The organism is Enterobacter cloacae complex sp. IR5441 (assembly GCF_049238215.1).
Taxonomy (GTDB): Bacteria; Pseudomonadota; Gammaproteobacteria; order Enterobacterales; family Enterobacteriaceae; genus Enterobacter; species Enterobacter hormaechei_C.
This window is the reverse complement of sequence record NZ_JBMKIA010000011.1, coordinates 115,658-133,373: the sequence shown is the minus strand read 5'-3', so window position 1 is coordinate 133,373 and position 17,716 is coordinate 115,658. Positions and strand designations below refer to the sequence as shown.

Annotated in this window: 17 protein-coding genes; 5 read left to right on the top strand and 12 right to left on the bottom strand. The window is 56.7% G+C overall.

The genetic code is table 11. The features are described from left to right. The first annotated feature begins 230 nt into the window (after positions 1-230). From nirB to ACOTX5_RS14175, 4 genes are all read left to right on the top strand, one after another. Positions 231-2,774, top strand: a complete 2,544-nt coding sequence (gene nirB / locus ACOTX5_RS14190; RefSeq protein ID WP_017384160.1) for a nitrite reductase large subunit NirB — start codon at positions 231-233, stop codon at positions 2,772-2,774. Continuing rightward, the gene (gene nirD / locus ACOTX5_RS14185) at positions 2,771-3,097 is read left to right on the top strand and encodes a nitrite reductase small subunit NirD (RefSeq protein WP_015571429.1); all 327 of its coding nucleotides are present in this window, start codon (positions 2,771-2,773) and stop codon (positions 3,095-3,097) included. Before nirB ends, nirD begins: the two co-directional genes overlap by 4 nt. A gap of 134 nt (positions 3,098-3,231) precedes the next feature. Beyond that, entirely contained in the window at positions 3,232-4,605 is a 1,374-nt protein-coding gene (gene cysG, locus ACOTX5_RS14180) for a siroheme synthase CysG (RefSeq protein ID WP_040118178.1), read from the top strand. Positions 4,606-4,747: 142 nt separating this feature from the next. Then, positions 4,748-4,918, top strand: coding sequence for a YhfL family protein (locus ACOTX5_RS14175; protein ID WP_008503029.1), 171 nt, complete (start codon positions 4,748-4,750; stop codon positions 4,916-4,918). A gap of 137 nt (positions 4,919-5,055) precedes the next feature. Here ACOTX5_RS14175 and trpS read toward each other — a convergent pair whose 3' ends face one another. The 12 genes from trpS to pilM all read right to left on the bottom strand — a co-directional run bounded on the left by trpS (position 5,056) and on the right by pilM (position 15,004). Continuing rightward, positions 5,056-6,060, bottom strand: coding sequence for a tryptophan--tRNA ligase (gene trpS, locus ACOTX5_RS14170; protein ID WP_015571430.1), 1,005 nt, complete (start codon positions 6,058-6,060; stop codon positions 5,056-5,058). After that, positions 6,053-6,814 carry a phosphoglycolate phosphatase gene (gene gph, locus ACOTX5_RS14165; RefSeq protein ID WP_045910894.1) on the bottom strand — a complete coding sequence of 254 codons (762 nt, stop codon included), beginning with the start codon at positions 6,812-6,814 and terminating at the stop codon, positions 6,053-6,055. Before gph ends, trpS begins: the two co-directional genes overlap by 8 nt. After that, complete coding sequence (gene rpe, locus ACOTX5_RS14160; RefSeq protein WP_003861634.1) at positions 6,807-7,484, bottom strand: ribulose-phosphate 3-epimerase; 678 nt, start codon at positions 7,482-7,484, stop codon at positions 6,807-6,809. The genes gph and rpe overlap by 8 nt, the downstream gene beginning before the upstream one ends. 39 nt (positions 7,485-7,523) lie before the next feature. Further along, positions 7,524-8,336: an adenine-specific DNA-methyltransferase gene (gene dam, locus ACOTX5_RS14155; RefSeq protein WP_015571432.1), complete on the bottom strand. Its 813-nt coding sequence runs from the start codon at positions 8,334-8,336 to the stop codon at positions 7,524-7,526. Between the two features lie 67 nt (positions 8,337-8,403). Continuing rightward, positions 8,404-9,693: a cell division protein DamX gene (gene damX / locus ACOTX5_RS14150; RefSeq protein ID WP_045142195.1), complete on the bottom strand. Its 1,290-nt coding sequence runs from the start codon at positions 9,691-9,693 to the stop codon at positions 8,404-8,406. A 92-nt stretch (positions 9,694-9,785) separates the two neighbouring features. Then, positions 9,786-10,874, bottom strand: a complete 1,089-nt coding sequence (gene aroB, locus ACOTX5_RS14145; RefSeq protein WP_003861631.1) for a 3-dehydroquinate synthase — start codon at positions 10,872-10,874, stop codon at positions 9,786-9,788. A 57-nt stretch (positions 10,875-10,931) separates the two neighbouring features. Further along, complete coding sequence (gene aroK, locus ACOTX5_RS14140) at positions 10,932-11,453, bottom strand: shikimate kinase AroK (RefSeq protein WP_003861630.1); 522 nt, start codon at positions 11,451-11,453, stop codon at positions 10,932-10,934. 286 nt (positions 11,454-11,739) lie between these two features. Beyond that, complete coding sequence (hofQ, locus tag ACOTX5_RS14135) at positions 11,740-12,978, bottom strand: DNA uptake porin HofQ (RefSeq protein ID WP_045348067.1); 1,239 nt, start codon at positions 12,976-12,978, stop codon at positions 11,740-11,742. Next, on the bottom strand, positions 12,890-13,294 hold the full coding sequence (locus ACOTX5_RS14130) for a HofP DNA utilization family protein (RefSeq protein ID WP_045341820.1): 405 nt from the start codon (positions 13,292-13,294) through the stop codon (positions 12,890-12,892). Before ACOTX5_RS14130 ends, hofQ begins: the two co-directional genes overlap by 89 nt. After that, positions 13,284-13,676, bottom strand: a complete 393-nt coding sequence (locus ACOTX5_RS14125) for a DNA utilization protein HofO (protein WP_216674626.1) — start codon at positions 13,674-13,676, stop codon at positions 13,284-13,286. Before ACOTX5_RS14125 ends, ACOTX5_RS14130 begins: the two co-directional genes overlap by 11 nt. Before the next feature lie 63 nt (positions 13,677-13,739). Next, positions 13,740-14,231 (bottom strand): PilN domain-containing protein, encoded by a 492-nt coding sequence (locus ACOTX5_RS14120; RefSeq protein ID WP_045910896.1) that lies wholly within the window; start codon positions 14,229-14,231, stop codon positions 13,740-13,742. Next, a complete protein-coding gene (gene pilM / locus ACOTX5_RS14115; RefSeq protein WP_058687098.1) occupies positions 14,231-15,004 on the bottom strand; it encodes a pilus assembly protein PilM in 774 nt (257 codons plus the stop codon). Before pilM ends, ACOTX5_RS14120 begins: the two co-directional genes overlap by 1 nt. Positions 15,005-15,124: 120 nt before the next feature. Here pilM and mrcA point away from each other — a divergent pair, with 120 nt between their 5' ends. Next, positions 15,125-17,677: a peptidoglycan glycosyltransferase/peptidoglycan DD-transpeptidase MrcA gene (gene mrcA, locus ACOTX5_RS14110; protein ID WP_017693864.1), complete on the top strand. Its 2,553-nt coding sequence runs from the start codon at positions 15,125-15,127 to the stop codon at positions 17,675-17,677. Positions 17,678-17,716 lie beyond the last annotated feature (39 nt).

The following is a 17,716-nucleotide window of genomic DNA, read 5'->3' as shown; positions in this document are numbered from 1 at the left end:
GGTTTTCCCCTGCTCACCCGCCCTGCCCGCCAATGGGTAAAAAACACCACTACATTTGTGCAAAAAATAAGCAAGCACAAAAATCAAACAATATCCGTCACTTATAAAAATCCTGACAAATCATAGATATACCCACTAAGGGGTAGGTGAAGGCGTATTTGATTTGCATCAATAAGTGCCCCTGCTGAATCGTTAAGGTAGGCAGTAATAGAAAAGAAATCGAGGCAAAAATGAGCAAAGTCAGACTCGCTATCATCGGTAACGGCATGGTCGGCCACCGCTTTATTGAGGATCTTCTCGATAAAGCCGATGCTGAGCAGTTCGATATTACCGTGTTCTGTGAAGAACCCCGCAAGGCGTACGACCGTGTGCACTTGTCTTCCTACTTCTCTCACCATACCGCCGAAGAGCTATCTCTGGTGCGTGAAGGGTTCTACGAGAAGCATGGCGTAAAAGTGCTGGTGGGCGAACGCGCTATCACCATCAACCGTCAGGAGAAAGTGATCCACTCCAGCGCCGGACGTACGGTTTTTTACGATAAGCTGATCATGGCGACGGGCTCGTATCCGTGGATCCCGCCTATTAAAGGGTCGGAAACCCAGGATTGCTTCGTTTACCGTACAATTGAAGACCTCAACGCCATTGAATCCTGCGCACGTCGAAGCAAACGCGGCGCGGTTGTCGGCGGTGGTCTGCTGGGTCTGGAAGCGGCAGGCGCACTGAAAAACCTCGGCGTTGAAACCCACGTCATCGAATTTGCCCCGATGCTGATGGCGGAACAACTGGACCATATGGGTGGCGACCAGCTACGCCGTAAAATCGAAAGCATGGGCGTGAAGGTTCACACCAGCAAGAACACCAAAGAGATCGTGCAGGAAGGCACCGAAGCGCGTAAAACCATGCGCTTTGCCGACGGCAGCGAGCTGGAAGTGGATTTCATCGTCTTCTCCACCGGTATTCGCCCGCGCGACAAGCTGGCCACCCAGTGCGGTCTGGCCGTTGCGCAGCGCGGCGGGATCATGATCAACGATACCTGCCAGACCTCCGATCCGGATATCTACGCCATCGGCGAATGCGCCAGCTGGAATAACCGCGTATACGGTCTGGTTGCACCAGGGTATAAAATGGCGCAGGTCGCCGTTGACCATATCCTCGGCAGCGAAAACGCCTTCACCGGCGCAGACATGAGCGCCAAGCTGAAGCTGCTGGGCGTGGACGTGGGCGGTATTGGTGATGCGCATGGCCGCACCCCGAACTCCCGCAGCTATGTTTATCTGGACGAAAGCAAAGAAGTCTACAAACGCCTCATCGTCAGCCAGGACAACAAAACCCTGCTCGGGGCGGTGCTGGTGGGTGATACCAGCGACTTCGGTAACCTGCTCCAGCTGGTGCTGAACGCCATTGAGCTGCCGGAGAACCCGGACGCGCTAATCCTCCCGGCGCACGCCTCCAGCGGTAAGCCGTCCATCGGCGTGGATAAACTGCCGGACAGCGCGCAGATTTGCTCCTGCTTCGACGTGACCAAAGGCATGCTGATCTCCGCCATTAACAAAGGCTGCCACACCGTTGCGGCGCTGAAGGCGGAAACCAAAGCCGGGACCGGCTGCGGCGGCTGTATTCCTCTGGTCACTCAGGTGCTGAACGCCGAGCTGGCAAAACAGGGCATTGAAGTGAACAACAACCTGTGCGAGCACTTCGCTTACTCTCGCCAGGAGCTGTATCACCTGATCCGCGTGGAAGGCATTAAGTCCTTCGACGAACTGCTGGAGAAACACGGCCAGGGCTATGGCTGTGAAGTATGTAAGCCTACCGTCGGTTCTCTGCTGGCGTCCTGCTGGAACGAATATGTGCTCAAACCAGAACATACTCCGCTTCAGGACACCAACGATAACTTCCTGGCCAATATTCAGAAAGACGGGACTTACTCGGTGATCCCGCGTTCTGCCGGAGGGGAGATTACCCCGGAAGGGCTGGTCGCCGTGGGCCGTATCGCCCGTGAGTTTAACCTGTACACCAAAATCACCGGCTCCCAGCGTATCGGCCTGTTCGGAGCGCAGAAAGATGACCTGCCGGAAATCTGGCGTCAGCTGATTGAAGCGGGCTTTGAAACCGGTCACGCGTACGCCAAGGCGCTGCGCATGGCGAAAACCTGCGTGGGCAGCACCTGGTGCCGCTACGGCGTGGGCGACAGCGTGGGCTTTGGCGTAGAGCTGGAAAACCGCTACAAAGGCATCCGTACGCCGCACAAAATGAAGTTCGGCGTCTCAGGGTGTACCCGTGAATGTGCGGAAGCACAGGGGAAAGACGTGGGTATCATTGCCACGGAGAAAGGCTGGAACCTGTACGTGTGCGGTAACGGCGGGATGAAACCTCGCCACGCGGATCTGCTGGCCGCCGATCTCGATCGCGATACGCTGATCAAATACCTCGACCGCTTCATGATGTTCTACATTCGTACCGCCGATAAGCTGACCCGTACCGCGTCCTGGCTGGATAATCTCGAAGGCGGCATCGACTACCTGAAGTCGGTCATTATCGACGACAAGCTGGGTCTGAATGAACAGCTGGAATCCGAGATGACTCGCCTGCGCGAGGCGGTGATCTGCGAGTGGACCGAAACCGTGAACACGCCAGCGGCGCAGACGCGCTTCAAACACTTTATCAACAGCACCCAGCGCGACCCGAACGTGCAGGTGGTGCCGGAGCGTGAACAGCATCGTCCAGCGACCCCGTATGAACGTATTCCGGTGATGCTGGTGGAGGAAAACGCATGAGCCAGTGGGTAAACATCTGCAATATTAACGACATTCTGCCAGCAACCGGCGTCTGTGCCCTGCTGGGCAACGAGCAGGTGGCGATTTTCCGCCCTCGCCACGATGAACAGGTCTATGCCATCAGCAATATCGACCCGTTCTTCGAGGCCAGCGTGCTCTCCCGCGGTCTGATTGCGGAGCACCAGGGCGAGCTGTGGGTTGCCAGCCCGCTGAAAAAGCAGCGCTTCCGCTTAACCGACGGACTCTGCATGGAAGATGAAAGCTTCTCGGTCAAACACTACGACGTCCGCGTGAAGGACGGCGAGGTGCAGCTGAAAGCGTAACCTCTCGCCTTTTCAATAGGAAAGGCTTATGACCCCTTATGGGTAACGGCAGGAAAAACCGTATGTTCTGTACGATTCCTGCTGTTATCCTGACGTCAATTCTTCCCCCGCCATGAATGCTGTGAGGTAACGTCGTGGATCACCTGCCGATTTTTTGTCAATTACGCAACCGCGACTGCCTGCTCGTGGGCGGCGGCGATGTGGCTGAACGCAAGGCACGCCTGCTGTTAGAGGCGGGTGCCCGGCTGACCGTCAACGCCCTCACCTTTGCCCCACAGTTTGACGTCTGGGCGCAGGAAGGGATGCTCACCCAGGTGCAGGGCGAATTTGATGAATCCCTGCTGGATACCTGCTGGCTGACCATCGCCGCAACGGATAACGATGACGTTAACCAGCGCGTCAGCGACGCCTGCGAAGCGCGCCGCATCTTCTGTAACGTTGTGGATGCGCCGAAAGAGGCGAGCTTTATCATGCCGTCGATTATTGACCGTTCACCGCTGATGATTGCGGTGTCGTCCGGCGGGCGCTCGCCCGTTCTTGCCCGTCTGCTGCGGGAAAAACTGGAAGCCGTGCTGCCGCAGCATCTTGGTCAGATTGCCCAATACGCCGGGGAGCTGCGCTCCCGCGTGAAGCAAACCTTCGCAACCGTGGGCGAACGCCGTCGCTTCTGGGAGAAGTTCTTTGTCAACGACAGGCTGGCGCAGTCCCTTGCCAATCAGGACACCAAAGCCGTTGAAGAGACGACCGAACAGCTCCTGAGCGAGCCGCTGGACCATCGCGGTGAAGTGGTGCTGGTGGGCGCAGGTCCCGGCGATGCGGGCCTGCTGACGCTGAAGGGTCTCCAGCAGATCCAGCAGGCGGACATCGTGGTGTATGACCGTCTGGTCTCTGATGACATCATGAATCTGGTGCGCCGCGATGCTGACCGCGTGTTCGTCGGCAAACGGGCAGGTTATCACTGCGTGCCGCAGGAGGAGATCAATCAGATCCTGCTGCGGGAAGCGCAAAAAGGAAAGCGCGTGGTGCGCCTGAAGGGTGGCGATCCGTTTATCTTTGGTCGTGGCGGCGAAGAGCTGGAAACCCTGTGCAACGCGGGTATTCCGTTCTCCGTGGTGCCGGGCATTACGGCGGCGTCCGGCTGTTCTGCCTATTCCGGCATTCCGTTAACCCATCGCGACTATGCCCAGAGCGTGCGCCTGGTGACGGGCCACCTGAAAACCGGCAGCGAACTGGACTGGCATAATCTGGCCGCTGAAAAGCAGACGCTGGTGTTCTATATGGGGCTAAATCAGGCAGCCACGATCCAGGCGAAACTGCTGGAGCACGGCATGGAAGCAGATATGCCGGTCGCGCTGGTGGAAAACGGCACCGCCATTACGCAGCGCGTGGTCGATGGCGTGCTGACGCAGCTGGGCGAGCTGGCGCAGCAGGTTGAAAGCCCGGCGCTGATCGTGGTGGGTCGCGTGGTAGCCCTGCGCGAAAAACTGAACTGGTTCTCCAGCCACTAACGCATAATCTCTCCCGGGAGTAGTCTTTAAGCGGACTACTCCCTTCTTACCTCAGTCGATAACATACCGCCCGCATAATGGAACTTTTCCATTTATTCCCTCGTGTTACATCCAATTTTCGATTTATTGACAAGGAATGCGTATGTTCAAACTGGCAAAAGCTGCCGTTCTGGTCGGCCTGTTATCAACTCTGACGGCCTGCACCGGTCACGTTCAAAATACTAAAAATAATTGCAGCTACGATTACCTGCTTCACCCGGCGATCTCCATTTCGAAGATCATCGGCGGTTGCGGCCCGGCGGCACAGCAGTAAGCGTTTTTCAGGCGTAAAAAAACCGGGGATGTCCCGGTTTTTTTGTTTCGTCAGTTTTGTCGGGTGGCGGCTCCGCCTTACCCGACCTGCACGGTCCCGTAGGCCGGGTAAGCGTAAGCGCCACCCGACAAAGCGGCTTAAGGTTTCGCCACAAACCCAATCGCGTCGTACACCGCTTTCAGAGTTTCGGAGGCGCGCGCGCTGGCTTTTTCCGCGCCCTCTTTCATCACTTTTTGCAGGAAAGCTTCGTCGTTACGGTAACGGTGATAGCGCTCCTGCAACTCGGTCAGCATGCCGGAAACGGCGTCTGCCACTTCGCCTTTCAGGTGGCCGTACATCTTGCCTTCAAAGTGTTTTTCCAGCTCAGGGATGCTCTGTCCGGTCACACCGGAGAGAATGTCCAGCAGGTTAGACACGCCCGCTTTGTTCTGCACGTCGTAGCGCACCACTGGCGGCTCGTCGGAGTCGGTCACCGCACGCTTGAGCTTTTTCACCACCGATTTCGGATCTTCCAGCAGGCCGATAACGTTGTTGCGGTTATCGTCAGACTTGGACATCTTTTTGGTCGGCTCCAGCAGCGACATCACGCGCGCACCGGATTTCGGAATAAACGGCTCAGGCACTTTGAACACGTCACCGTAAAGCGCATTGAAGCGCTGGGCAATATCGCGGCTCAGCTCCAGGTGCTGCTTCTGGTCTTCACCCACCGGCACCTGGTTGGTCTGGTACAGCAGAATGTCGGCCGCCATCAGCACCGGATAGTCAAACAGACCGGCGTTGATGTTTTCAGAGTAGCGGGCAGACTTATCCTTGAACTGGGTCATGCGGCTCAGCTCGCCGAAATAGGTGTAGCAGTTCAGCGCCCAGCCCAGCTGCGCGTGCTCTGGCACGTGAGACTGAACGAAAATGGTGCTCTTCTCTGGATCGATACCGCACGCCAGGTACAGCGCCAGCGTATCAAGTGTTGCTTTGCGAAGCTTCTCGGGATCCTGACGCGCGGTGATAGCATGCAAATCCACGATGCAGTAAATGCAGTGGTAGTCATCCTGCATGCTCACCCACTGACGTAACGCACCCATGTAGTTACCAATGGTCAGTTCACCTGAAGGCTGTGCGCCACTAAAAACGATGGGCTTAGTCATTATTCAATTCCTGATGTTCACTGTGCGAGAGCCCGAGTGCGGGCAACAAATCTTTGAAGTGGTCGAACACAACGTCCGGCTCACTCAGCGTAATGGCTTCACCGTAGTTGTAGCCGTAGGTCAACCCAACCGACGGGCAACCTGCCGCTCTGGCAGCCAGAATATCATTGCGGGAATCCCCGACAAAGAGCAGCTCCGCAGGCGCTAAGGATAATTTTCCTGCCACCAGCAATAGCGGTTCCGGATGCGGCTTTTTATTCTGCACGTCATCGCCGCCCACAATTACGGAGAAGTATTTCGCGATATCCAGCGCTTCCAGCAGAGGCACAACGAACGGTGTCGGCTTGTTAGTCACCAGTCCCAGCGGGATGCCTTTGGCATGTAGCGCGCTCAGCGTTTCAGCGACATCCGGGAACAGGAAGCTACCCTCTTCGACGGTCTCTTCGTAGAAACGGTCGAACAGTTTGCGCAGAATACGCTGCTGCTCATCCTGGGGAATATCCGCGTGGTCAACACTCGGTTTACCTTGCGCGGAACGCTGAGAGGCACGCTCCTGACGAGCCCAGGACAGCGCGCGCTCCATCAGCACGTCTGCACCGTTACCAATCCACGTCACGACGCGCTCTTCGCCTGCAACGGGGAGTTCAAGGGCATACAGCGCCTGATCGACGGCGCGGGTTAATCCTGGCGCGCTGTCGACCAGCGTGCCGTCGAGGTCAAATGCTACACCCCGAATAGCCTGCAATTTATCCATGACTTACCTTCGCCAGTTCACGGCGCATTTCATCAATGACTTTTTTGTAATCCGGTTGATCGAAGATGGCGGAGCCTGCGACGAACATATCCGCTCCTGCCGCCGCAATCTCACCGATGTTATTGACCTTCACGCCGCCGTCCACTTCCAGACGAATATCATAGCCAGACTCATCAATACGGCGGCGCACTTCACGCAGTTTGTCGAGGGTCTGAGGGATAAATGACTGACCACCAAAGCCCGGGTTGACGGACATCAGCAGGATCACGTCCAGCTTGTCCATCACGTAGTCGAGATAGCTCAGCGGGGTCGCCGGGTTAAAGACCAGTCCCGCCTTACAGCCGTTCTCTTTGATCAGCTGTAGCGTGCGGTCAACGTGTTCGGAGGCTTCCGGGTGGAAAGTGATGATGCTGGCACCCGCCGCGGCGAAATCAGGCACGATGCGGTCAACCGGTTTCACCATCAGATGCACGTCAATGGGCGCGGTGATCCCGTAGTTACGCAGTGCTTTAAGCACCATCGGACCGATGGTCAGGTTGGGAACGTAGTGGTTATCCATAACGTCGAAATGGACGACATCCGCGCCAGCCGCGAGAGCTTTGGCAGTGTCTTCACCCAGGCGGGCAAAATCGGCCGACAGAATTGAGGGGGCAATCAAAAACTGTTTCATCCGCATCTCCTTGAAATGTGTTTACCGGCGGGCAAAGGCTCAGGGTCGATAAAGCGCCAGAAGTTCGTCCACCTTTTTACGTGTGCCGCCGTTGCTGCTAATGCTACGCCGCACTTTTACCTGAAAATGCTTCGCGGCTTTGTACCATTCGCGCGTATCAGGCGTGTCGTGATTCGAAATTAACACCGGAATTCTTTTGCTGACCAGCTTTTCCGCCATCTCAGCCAGACGAGCCTGCTCGGCCGGGCTGAAGCTATTGGTGTGGTAGGCGGTGAAATTTGCCGTGGCAGACAGCGGCGCGTAAGGCGGGTCGCAGTAGACCACCGAGTTTACGCCCGCCAGATCCATGCACTCTTCATAGGAGAGACAGTAGAACTCGGCATTCTGCGCTTTTTCAGCAAAGTGATACAGTTCGTCCTGTGGGAAATAGGGACGCTTATAGCGGCCAAACGGCACGTTAAACTCGCCACGCAGATTATACCGGCACAGACCGTTGTAACCATGGCGGTTGAGATAAAGAAACAACAGCGCGCGACGGAACGGATCCTGGCTTTGATTAAACTCAGCGCGGAACTGATAGTAGACGTCCGGGTTGTTGTTCTCTGGCGTAAACAGCTTCCGCGCCTCTTCCACATACTCATCGGTACGCAGTTTGACGATGTTATAGAGGCTGATAAGGTCGCTGTTGATATCCGCCAGGATATAACGAGAAAAATCGGTATTCAGGAACACCGATCCAGCACCCACAAAGGGCTCGATAAGACACTCGCCTTTCGGCAGGTGCTTTTTAATATCGTCGAGCAGGGGGTATTTCCCCCCTGCCCATTTCAGAAAAGCGCGATTTTTTTTCATGCTGACTAACTGATTACACCTTCTCCGGCTGTGGAGAAAGCTCCGACAGCATCCTGCGCTTTAAACATTACTTCAGATCGGCCTGCACCTGATGAATCGGCTTCGCCCACGGGTTTTTCGCCTGCACGTCGGCTGGCAGCGTGGAAACGGCACGTTTTGCTTCATCTTTGGAAGCATAAATACCACTCACCAGCACATACCACGGTTGACCGTTACGGGTCGTCTGATAAACCACGTAGTTTTTCAGATTCGATTTCTTCGCCCAGGCGTTGAGGTTGTCATAGTTAGACGAACTGCTCAGCTGAAGGGTGTAGTTGCTGGAAGAGGCCGACTGCAAAGAACCCACGTTGCCCGTCGTTTTACCTGATGCAGCGCCCGTTTTGGCTGCGGGAGCCGCAGGTGTTGTTGCAGCAGGCGCGGTTGTGGTCGCCGTTGCTTTCGGTGCAGTGGTTGCCGCAGGCGTTGGCGCTTTAACCGGCTGGGTCACTGCAGGTTTGGTCTGCGCTGGCGCTTTCGTTTCTGGCGCTTTTGCCACGGTTTGCGGTTTCGTCTCACGCTTCGGCTCAATCACAGCCTGCTTACGCTCCTGGCGTGGCGCAGTCTGCGTCTGGCGCGGTTTGGTTTCCGTTGTCGCCGTTTGCTGCTGGGCATTGCTGCCATGAACTGGCGCAACGGTGGCTGGTTCAGTTGGCAGCGTGGAGTTCACCACGGCAGCGTTAACCTGCTCCTGATTCTGCGACTGCATCAGCGCATTGTTCAGATCGCCCTGAACTTCAACACGCTGCTGGCCTTCAGGCGTCGCAGGCGCCTGGCCCTGAGTCGGGGTCGCAGAGACAGGCGGCAGAGAGATATCCTGGCCAGCGCTGGTGTTACCTGCGGTCTGCTCTGCGGAAGTGGTGCCCGGCGCAGGCTGAGCGCCATTCGCCTGGTTGCTCGCATCGTTACCAGACAGGTCGATGCTCTTCTCGGCAGACGCCGTCTGCTCGGTAGAATTGGTAGAAGGTGCTTTTAGCGCGGACCCAATGCCGACAATCAGCAAGACCAGCACCAGAACGCCAAGGCCCATCATGATGTACTGACGGGAGGCCGGTTTTGCCGCTACCGCTTTTTTACGTTTGCGCGGACGACGTTCAACAGGCTGTTCATCCATTAACTCTTCTTCGGATTCATACTCCTCGTCTTCTCGCTCATTTCGCGCGTTACGGCTACGCGAAGGGCGACGATCGTCTGCATCCAGTTCGACATCGTCAAAATTGATCTGCGGCTCGTTATCACGTTCTGAAGATTGACGAGAACGACCAGTACGACGATCGCTGGGATCGGGTTTCAGCTCGTCTTCTGGTTTGAATTCATCCATTTAACACCCCACTCAAAGGCTTCTGCCAACGACTCTGCATTTACCTGAAGCTAAAACGACCACCTGTTACAGCGGTCTGACCTTTCTAGTTGTTACGCCTGCTGACAATCAGCAATAGCGCCAAGTACGACTTCGTGCGGCACTCCGCCGCGCACTTCACTTTTCCCTATTGCAAGCGGGAGTACCAGACGCATCTCACCTGCCAATACTTTTTTATCGCGCATCATGTGGGGAAGGTACGCCTGCGCAGACATTTCCTGCGGACCACTCACCGGCAAGCCAGCACGTTTAAGCAACGCGATGATACGTGCTGTCTCTTCCGGCCTGAACTGCCCCAGACGTTCAGAGGCTCGCGCCGCCATAACCATTCCGGCAGCGACAGCTTCACCGTGAAGCCAGTTACCGTAGCCCATTTCGGCTTCGATCGCATGACCAAACGTATGCCCCAGATTCAGTAAAGCACGTAAGCCGGTTTCACGCTCATCTGCGGCAACGACTTCTGCTTTCAGCTCACAACAACGGCGAATACAGTAGGCCATTGCCTGCCCGTCGAGGCGCAGCAGCGCATCCATATTCTCTTCCAGCCAGGTGAAGAACTCCCCGTCAAGAATAATGCCGTATTTGATCACTTCTGCAAGGCCGGACGCCAGTTCGCGCGCTGGCAAGGTTTTCAGACAGTCGAGATCCACCACCACCGAGGCAGGCTGGTAGAACGCGCCAATCATGTTTTTGCCGAGCGGATGGTTAACCGCCGTTTTACCGCCCACAGAAGAATCGACCTGTGAGAGCAACGTGGTTGGAATTTGAATAAAGCGCACGCCGCGCTGATAGCTGGCGGCTGCAAAACCGGTCAGATCGCCCACAACGCCGCCGCCCAGGGCAAGCAGTGTTGTATCACGACCGTGCGGTTTTTGCAGAAGTGCGGTAAAGACGGTATCCAGTACCGTCAGGCTTTTGTACTGCTCGCCATCGGGCAGAATCACACTGTCGACCTTCACGCCCGCCTGCTCAAGCAGGTGACGTACACGGTCGAGATAAAGCGGAGCCAGCGTCTCGTTGGTGACCAGCATCGCCTGATCACCCGCTTTCAGTGGTAAGAAGGAAGCTGGGTCGTTAAACAAACCAGCCGCGATGGTGATAGGGTAACTACGTTCCCCGAGAGTAACTGTAATCCTCTCCATGACGCGACATCCACCTTAAATGCTTTTACCCGCAGGCGAGTGTATATAAAGCCAGAATCAGTTGCTTTCCAGCATATGAATAATCTGGTTTGCAACCACTTTAGCGCTTTGATCGTCAGTACGAATGGTCACATCAGCAATCTCTTCGTACAGAGGATTGCGTTCATCGGCCAAAGCTTCCAGAACTTCACGTGGCGGTGTTTCAACCTGCAACAACGGGCGCTTTTTATCACGCTGCGTGCGTGCCAGCTGTTTTTCGATGGTCGTCTCAAGATAGACCACTACGCCACGGGCGGAGAGACGGTTGCGGGTTTCGCGAGATTTTACAGAGCCGCCGCCAGTTGCCAGCACAATGCCCTGTTTTTCCGTGAGTTCGTTGATCACTTTTTCTTCTCGGTCACGGAAACCTTCTTCGCCTTCTACGTCGAAGACCCAGCCCACATCCGCTCCGGTTCGTTTCTCAATCTCTTGATCAGAATCGTAAAATTCCATATTGAGTTGTTGAGCTAACTGACGCCCAATAGTGCTTTTGCCGGCACCCATAGGCCCAACCAGAAAGATATTGCGTTTCTCTGCCATTTTTTCGGTACTACTAAGACTATTCGTTAATGGTAATCCCCGCTGCGCAGACACCCGGCGTAGCAGGACATGAACTGAAACCTCATTTGCAATAGAGCGAGAGTCAGACGAAAAATTATCTCAATACTCCGGCTTGTTTGGCAACTGATTAAATCACCGTTCCCGGCGCATAAGGAAATAAGACGTAAGTCCAACTCAAATCGGTACTCCTTGTATGCTAATTCATGCCCCACGTCAAACATCTGCAACAAACTGAATGCAAAATCATTGCGGGGATCGTTACCCATTAATGAATACTGACCAGACGTGGCGTGATAAACACCACTAACTCGCGCCGTTCGTTATCTTTTCCGTCATGGCGGAACAGCTGACCCAGCCACGGAATGTTGCCCAGCACGGGCACGCTGTCGCGTCCGGTTTTATTCTTTTGCGAAAAGATCCCGCCCAGCGCGAGCGTTTCCCCACTTTTTACCTCTACCTGCGTTTCGATCTCCTGCTTATCGATCGCCAGCGTTTCGCCGTCTGCCTGTTGCAGCACCTGGCCGGGCATATTTTCACTGATATGCAGTTTCAGGCGCACGCGACCACCCGGCAGGACCACCGGCGTGACCTCCATGCCTAATACCGCTTCTTTAAATTCAACGGATGTCGCCCCGCTTTCGCCGCTGGAAACCTGATACGGGATTTCGCTGCCCTGCTTGATGCTGGCCGGCTGCATGTGCGACGCCAGCAGCCGCGGGCTGGCGATGATATCCACCTGCTGCTTTTGCTCAAGCGCCGACAACTCAAGATCCAGCATCCTGCCGTTGATGCGCCCGATGTTAAACCCTGCGTGGGTGGTTGCACTGGCCACCGACAGGTCCGCCCCCAGCGTCGTGACCTGACCCACCTTACCGGCCTCCGTTGCGTCAGCGAGGTTCCATTTCACCCCCAGTTCACGCAGGCTTTTTTCACTGATGGTCACAATCTGCGCTGCCAGTTCCACCTGCTCGACGGGCAGATCCATCTGCACAGCCCAGCGCTGGAGCATATCCACCACCGTCTGGTTATCCCTGACCAGGAAACGGTTGGTGCGCTTGTCGACGGAGAGACTGCCTTTCGGGCTTAAGAGCTTTTCTGCCGCTTTTTGCAATTCGGCTGCATCCGCATAAGCAAACGGAATGCTGTGAGAGTGCAGCGGGGCGTCAAGCAGACGCTGGGCCCGCTCCTGCTCTTTACGCGTCTGTTGCTCCCGTTGCCAGGCCGCCGTATGCACATAAAAAATGCCGCCCTCTTCCCGCAATACCAGCCCGGCGCTGTTCACTACTGTCTGAAGCGCCTGTCTCCAGGGCACCCGCGTTAAATTCAGCGAAAGCGAACCGCTGACATCCGGCGACACCACCAGATTGCGCTCCTCCTGCGCCACCAGCGCCTGTAATATCTGCACCACCGGGACATCATCCACCAGCAGGGTGACCGGTTTTGGCGTCGCGGCCCACAGGGGCTGGCTGAGTGCCGCCAGTAACAGCCCTATCCTTATCTTCACTTTTTTTCGTTCCTTCTCGTTGCCATGTCCATCGCTTCGGCTCGCACATGTCGCCGACATCAACGGTCAGTTGTAGTTTATCTATCGCGCTCACCCGCCAGCCTGTCGGTAACCGCACCTGCGTTTTTACCCGGTGCCAGCGTTTCTGCCCGTCCTGCATAAGGCCGATATCCCTGCTGCCGCTGACTACCCCCTGATACCGCCACTGGCTGAGCTGCCCGGCTGCGCAACGCTCTTCCGGCACAGAGAAGGGATCCCGCATCCCGGTCAGGAAAAGCGGAGAAAGCAGGATCAGCAAACGGGCTTTACTGCGCATGACCGATCTCCAGTTGCAGGCTGAGGCGTAACTGTTTGCCCTGTGGGGTGATGGAAAACGCACTCACCCGCGCGTTCTCAAGCGCCAGCCGGGAAAAGAGCGCCGGAACCTCGCCCCAGGAGGCATCCAGCGCCAGCTCTCCCCCACTCTGCTGCGGCTTCCAGTACACCAGCCTTGCGCCCTCACGCTGAAAAGCCAGGGGAGAAAAGGGCTGCGAGGGCGTCACTTGCCTAACCACTACTCGCCGTCCGGCCTCTGGCCACAGCGAGGCGTTAATTCGCTTCGCACTGATGGCCTGCGCCTGAATATCGGTGTAGCGCAGAGCTGCGGGCCTGAGCAGCAGTCCCCAAATTGCCCACGCAACAAGCCCCGATGCGATCAACCAGCAAAGGACGCGCCGGGAAGGACGTGCATCAGTCCAGCGTTGATACCAGATACCCACGGGCTACCTCCGGCTATGCAGTTGAAAAGAGAACATCCATCGCCCCTGGCTATCCTGTTGCATTTCGCCTGCCGGTCCGGGGTTAAATCCCGTCACCCTTTTCAGGGCATCGGTCATGGCGGTGAGCGCTGGCAGTGAGGTGGTATAGCCGGTCAGGGTCAGCGAGGGTGGCTGATAACGCAGCGCCGTTAGCCACGCCTGCCGGGGCATTGCGCTGGCAAGGGACTCCAGCGCAGGTTGCCAGGCCGGATCAGACGGCAGCGAAGGGGTTTTCTGCCCCGCTGACTGCGGCTGACGGGCTCTCAATACTTTCTGTACCGCACGTGTCCCGGCCAGTTCGCTCTGCAACGCCTGTAACGCGAGAGTCTGCGTCGCCCGCAGGCTGATACTCCCCGCCAGCATCACCAGCCATGAGCCAGCAAACAGCAGCCCCCAGAAACGCAGGCGCTGATTACGTTGCTGCCGACGCCAGGGTAAAAGATTGGGCATGCTCATTACGGCGCCTCGCTCATGGCCAGCGCCAGGGCGACGGTGTAATCAGCACCGCATTCCGGCAACGGCGGCTGGCACAGCGTCACCGCTTCCCAGGGATCGCGGGCAGCATCAAACACGGCGATATCAGAAGGAGAAAGCGCAAGCAGCGCCGCCAGTTCATTCACCGTCGCCGCTTCTGTGGTATAGCGCCGCCCCCACTGGTGACGCATCGCCCATAGCCACTGGTGTTGATCTCTCCAGGCGACGCACCGGGCGGGGGCAACAGCAGAGAGAAGATTAGCCAGCGCGCCGGCATCCGGGGCGATTGCTGCCAGACGCAAACGCAGCGCGTTCGCCAGCGTCAACAGGGTATCGACCTCTCTGTTTTGCGCTGCGGTAACCTGAAAAGTGTTGCTGAACGTATCCTGCGTGTAGTCAAAACAGAGCGTATCGGCGGGCATCTCCAGCTCACGCGCTAATGCGGCGCCTACCCAGGTGAGCTGTTCGCTGTCACGCAAGGTAACGGATGGACGGGGCAACGCGCGTTGCAGAACGCGCGTCGCCGGAAATGAGAGAAATACCCGATGCGAGTGCGGCAATGTTTTCCGCCAGCCACGTAATGCGTTAACCAGCTGTTCTGGCTTAAGTATTTTGCCTTCCCCGATAACGCCGTCCGACAGCGGTACCGCCCACCAGCGCCGTAAACGCCAGCCGGCCCGCTCTCTGGTCAGCGCTACCGCAACCACCTTATCCTGTTGAATATGAACGCCTGTTTGCCACGTTTTAAAAGCCATGCTTCACGATCTCCTTATCGCCCGTCGGAGTGACGGCTATATCAATGAATCAGGCTTGCCTTTATACTACCGCGCGATTGTTTAGAAACTGCCCAGGCTAAACCAAATGGGAAATCTCCGGTGAAGTTCGTAAAGTATTTATTGATCCTTGCAGTCTGTTGCATTCTGCTGGGAGCAGGCTCGATTATTGGTTTGTACAAATATGTCGAGCCACAACTCCCTGATGTCGCCACGCTTCGTGATGTGCGGCTTCAGATCCCTATGCAGGTCTATAGCGCCGATGGTGAACTGATGGCGCAATACGGCGAGAAACGTCGTATCCCTCTGACCTTAAATCAAATTCCACCCGTGATGGTGAAGGCTTTTATCGCCACCGAGGACAGCCGTTTTTACGAGCACCACGGTGTCGATCCGGTCGGTATTTTCCGTGCGGCAAGCGTGGCGCTGTTCTCCGGTCATGCCTCTCAGGGGGCAAGTACCATTACCCAGCAGCTGGCGCGTAACTTCTTCCTCAGCCCGGAAAAGACGCTGATGCGTAAGATCAAAGAGGTGTTCCTCGCGATCCGCATTGAGCAACTGCTGAGCAAAGACGAGATCCTTGAGCTTTACCTCAACAAGATCTATCTGGGCTACCGCGCCTATGGCGTAGGGGCTGCGGCTCAGGTCTATTTTGGTAAGCCGATCGATCAGCTCACGCTGAGCGAAATGGCGACCATTGCCGGCCTGCCAAAAGCGCCATCCACGTTTAACCCGCTCTACTCGCTGGACCGCGCCACCGCGCGCCGTAACGTGGTGCTGTCGCGTATGTTGAGCGAAGGCTATATCAGCCAGTCTGAGTACGATAAGGCGCGCAGCGACGTTATTGACGCCAATTACCATGCGCCGGAAATCGCCTTCTCTGCACCGTATCTTACTGAAATGGTTCGCCAGGAGATGGTGAGTCGCTACGGTGATAAAGCGTATGAAGATGGTTATCGCGTCTATACCACCGTGACCCGCAAGGTGCAGCAGGCTGCCCAGCAGGCGGTGCGTAATAACGTGATGGATTACGATATGCGTCACGGCTATCGCGGCCCGTCCAACGTGCTGTGGAAAGTGGGTGAAGGCGCATGGGACAGTAAAAAAATCACGGATTCCCTGAAAGCGCTGCCGACCTATGGCCCGCTGCGTCCGGCGGTCGTCACCCAGGCCGATCCACAGGAAGCAGTGGCGATGATGGCCGATGGCACATCCGTTTCGCTGCGCATGGAGGGTGTCCGCTGGGCGCGTCCATACCGTTCTGACACCCTTCAGGGGCCTACGCCACGTAAAGTGACCGATGTCGTACAAACCGGACAACAAATCTGGGTGCGTCAGGTCGGTGATGCCTGGTGGCTGGCGCAGGTGCCGGACGTAAACTCTGCGCTGGTCTCCATCAATCCGCAGAACGGCGCCGTGATGGCGCTGGTTGGCGGGTTCGATTTCAACCAGAGCAAGTTTAACCGCGCGACCCAGGCGCTGCGTCAGGTTGGCTCGAACATCAAACCATTCCTGTATACCGCGGCGATGGATAAGGGGCTGACTCTCGCCAGCATTCTCAACGACGTGCCAATTTCCCGCTGGGATGCCGGTGCGGGCTCTGACTGGCAGCCGAAGAACTCTCCGGCGCAATACGCTGGCCCTATCCGTCTGCGTCAGGGCCTTGGCCAGTCGAAGAATGTGGTCATGGTTCGCGCGATGCGTGCGATGGGCGTGGATTATGCGGCAGAGTATCTGCAACGCTTTGGCTTCCCGGCGCAAAACATCGTTCATACCGAATCTCTGGCGCTCGGATCCGCATCCTTTACGCCGCTCCAGGTTGCGCGTGGCTACTCGGTGATGGCGAACGGCGGCTTCCTGGTCGATCCGTATTTCATCAGTAAAATCGAGAACGATCAGGGCGGCGTACTGTTTGAAGCGAAACCGAAAATTGCCTGCCCTGAATGCGATATTCCGGTGATTTACGGCGACACGCCAAAATCCAATGTCCTGGAAAACAAGGATATGGAAGATGTGGCGATCTCTCAGGAACGTCAGAATCTGGCGGTGCCGCAGCCCCAGCTGGAACAGGCCAATCAGGCGCTGGTCGCCCAGAGTGGCGCGCAGGAGTATGCCCCGCACGTGATCAGCACGCCGCTGTCGTTCCTGATTAAGAGCGCACTGAACACCAACATCTTTGGTGAACCGGGCTGGCAAGGCACCGGCTGGCGAGCGGGCCGCGATTTGCAGCGCCACGACATCGGCGGCAAAACCGGGACAACCAACAGTTCAAAAGATGCCTGGTTCTCAGGTTATGGCCCGGGGGTTGTCACCTCCGTCTGGATTGGTTTTGACGATCACCGCCGCGATCTGGGGCGCACGACCGCCTCTGGCGCGATTAAAGATCAGATTTCCGGTTACGAAGGCGGCGCGAAGAGTGCGCAACCTGCCTGGGATGCATACATGAAGGCCGTTCTCGAGGGCGTACCAGAGCAGCCGCTAACGCCTCCACCGGGCGTGGTGACGGTGAATATCGACCGCAGTACCGGACAGCTCGCGAATGGCGGTAACAGCCGTGCCGAGTATTTCATCGAGGGCACTCAGCCAACCACGCAGGCAGTGCATGAGGTGGGTACGGAATTGATTGATAACGGCGAAACGCACGAGCTGTTCTGACGCCAACAAAAAAGCCGGGTGGCGACTACGCCTGACCCG

Coding starts and splice junctions, on each gene's coding strand:
- nirB (WP_017384160.1), top strand. CDS start 231: ATGAGCAAAGTCAGACTCGCTATCATCGGTAACGGCATGGTCGGCCAC.
- nirD (WP_015571429.1), top strand. CDS start 2,771: ATGAGCCAGTGGGTAAACATCTGCAATATTAACGACATTCTGCCAGCA.
- ACOTX5_RS14175 (WP_008503029.1), top strand. CDS start 4,748: ATGTTCAAACTGGCAAAAGCTGCCGTTCTGGTCGGCCTGTTATCAACT.
- trpS (WP_015571430.1), bottom strand. CDS start 6,060: ATGACTAAGCCCATCGTTTTTAGTGGCGCACAGCCTTCAGGTGAACTG.
- gph (WP_045910894.1), bottom strand. CDS start 6,814: ATGGATAAATTGCAGGCTATTCGGGGTGTAGCATTTGACCTCGACGGC.
- rpe (WP_003861634.1), bottom strand. CDS start 7,484: ATGAAACAGTTTTTGATTGCCCCCTCAATTCTGTCGGCCGATTTTGCC.
- dam (WP_015571432.1), bottom strand. CDS start 8,336: ATGAAAAAAAATCGCGCTTTTCTGAAATGGGCAGGGGGGAAATACCCC.
- damX (WP_045142195.1), bottom strand. CDS start 9,693: ATGGATGAATTCAAACCAGAAGACGAGCTGAAACCCGATCCCAGCGAT.
- aroB (WP_003861631.1), bottom strand. CDS start 10,874: ATGGAGAGGATTACAGTTACTCTCGGGGAACGTAGTTACCCTATCACC.
- aroK (WP_003861630.1), bottom strand. CDS start 11,453: ATGGCAGAGAAACGCAATATCTTTCTGGTTGGGCCTATGGGTGCCGGC.
- ACOTX5_RS14130 (WP_045341820.1), bottom strand. CDS start 13,294: ATGCGCAGTAAAGCCCGTTTGCTGATCCTGCTTTCTCCGCTTTTCCTG.
- ACOTX5_RS14120 (WP_045910896.1), bottom strand. CDS start 14,231: ATGAGCATGCCCAATCTTTTACCCTGGCGTCGGCAGCAACGTAATCAG.
- pilM (WP_058687098.1), bottom strand. CDS start 15,004: ATGGCTTTTAAAACGTGGCAAACAGGCGTTCATATTCAACAGGATAAG.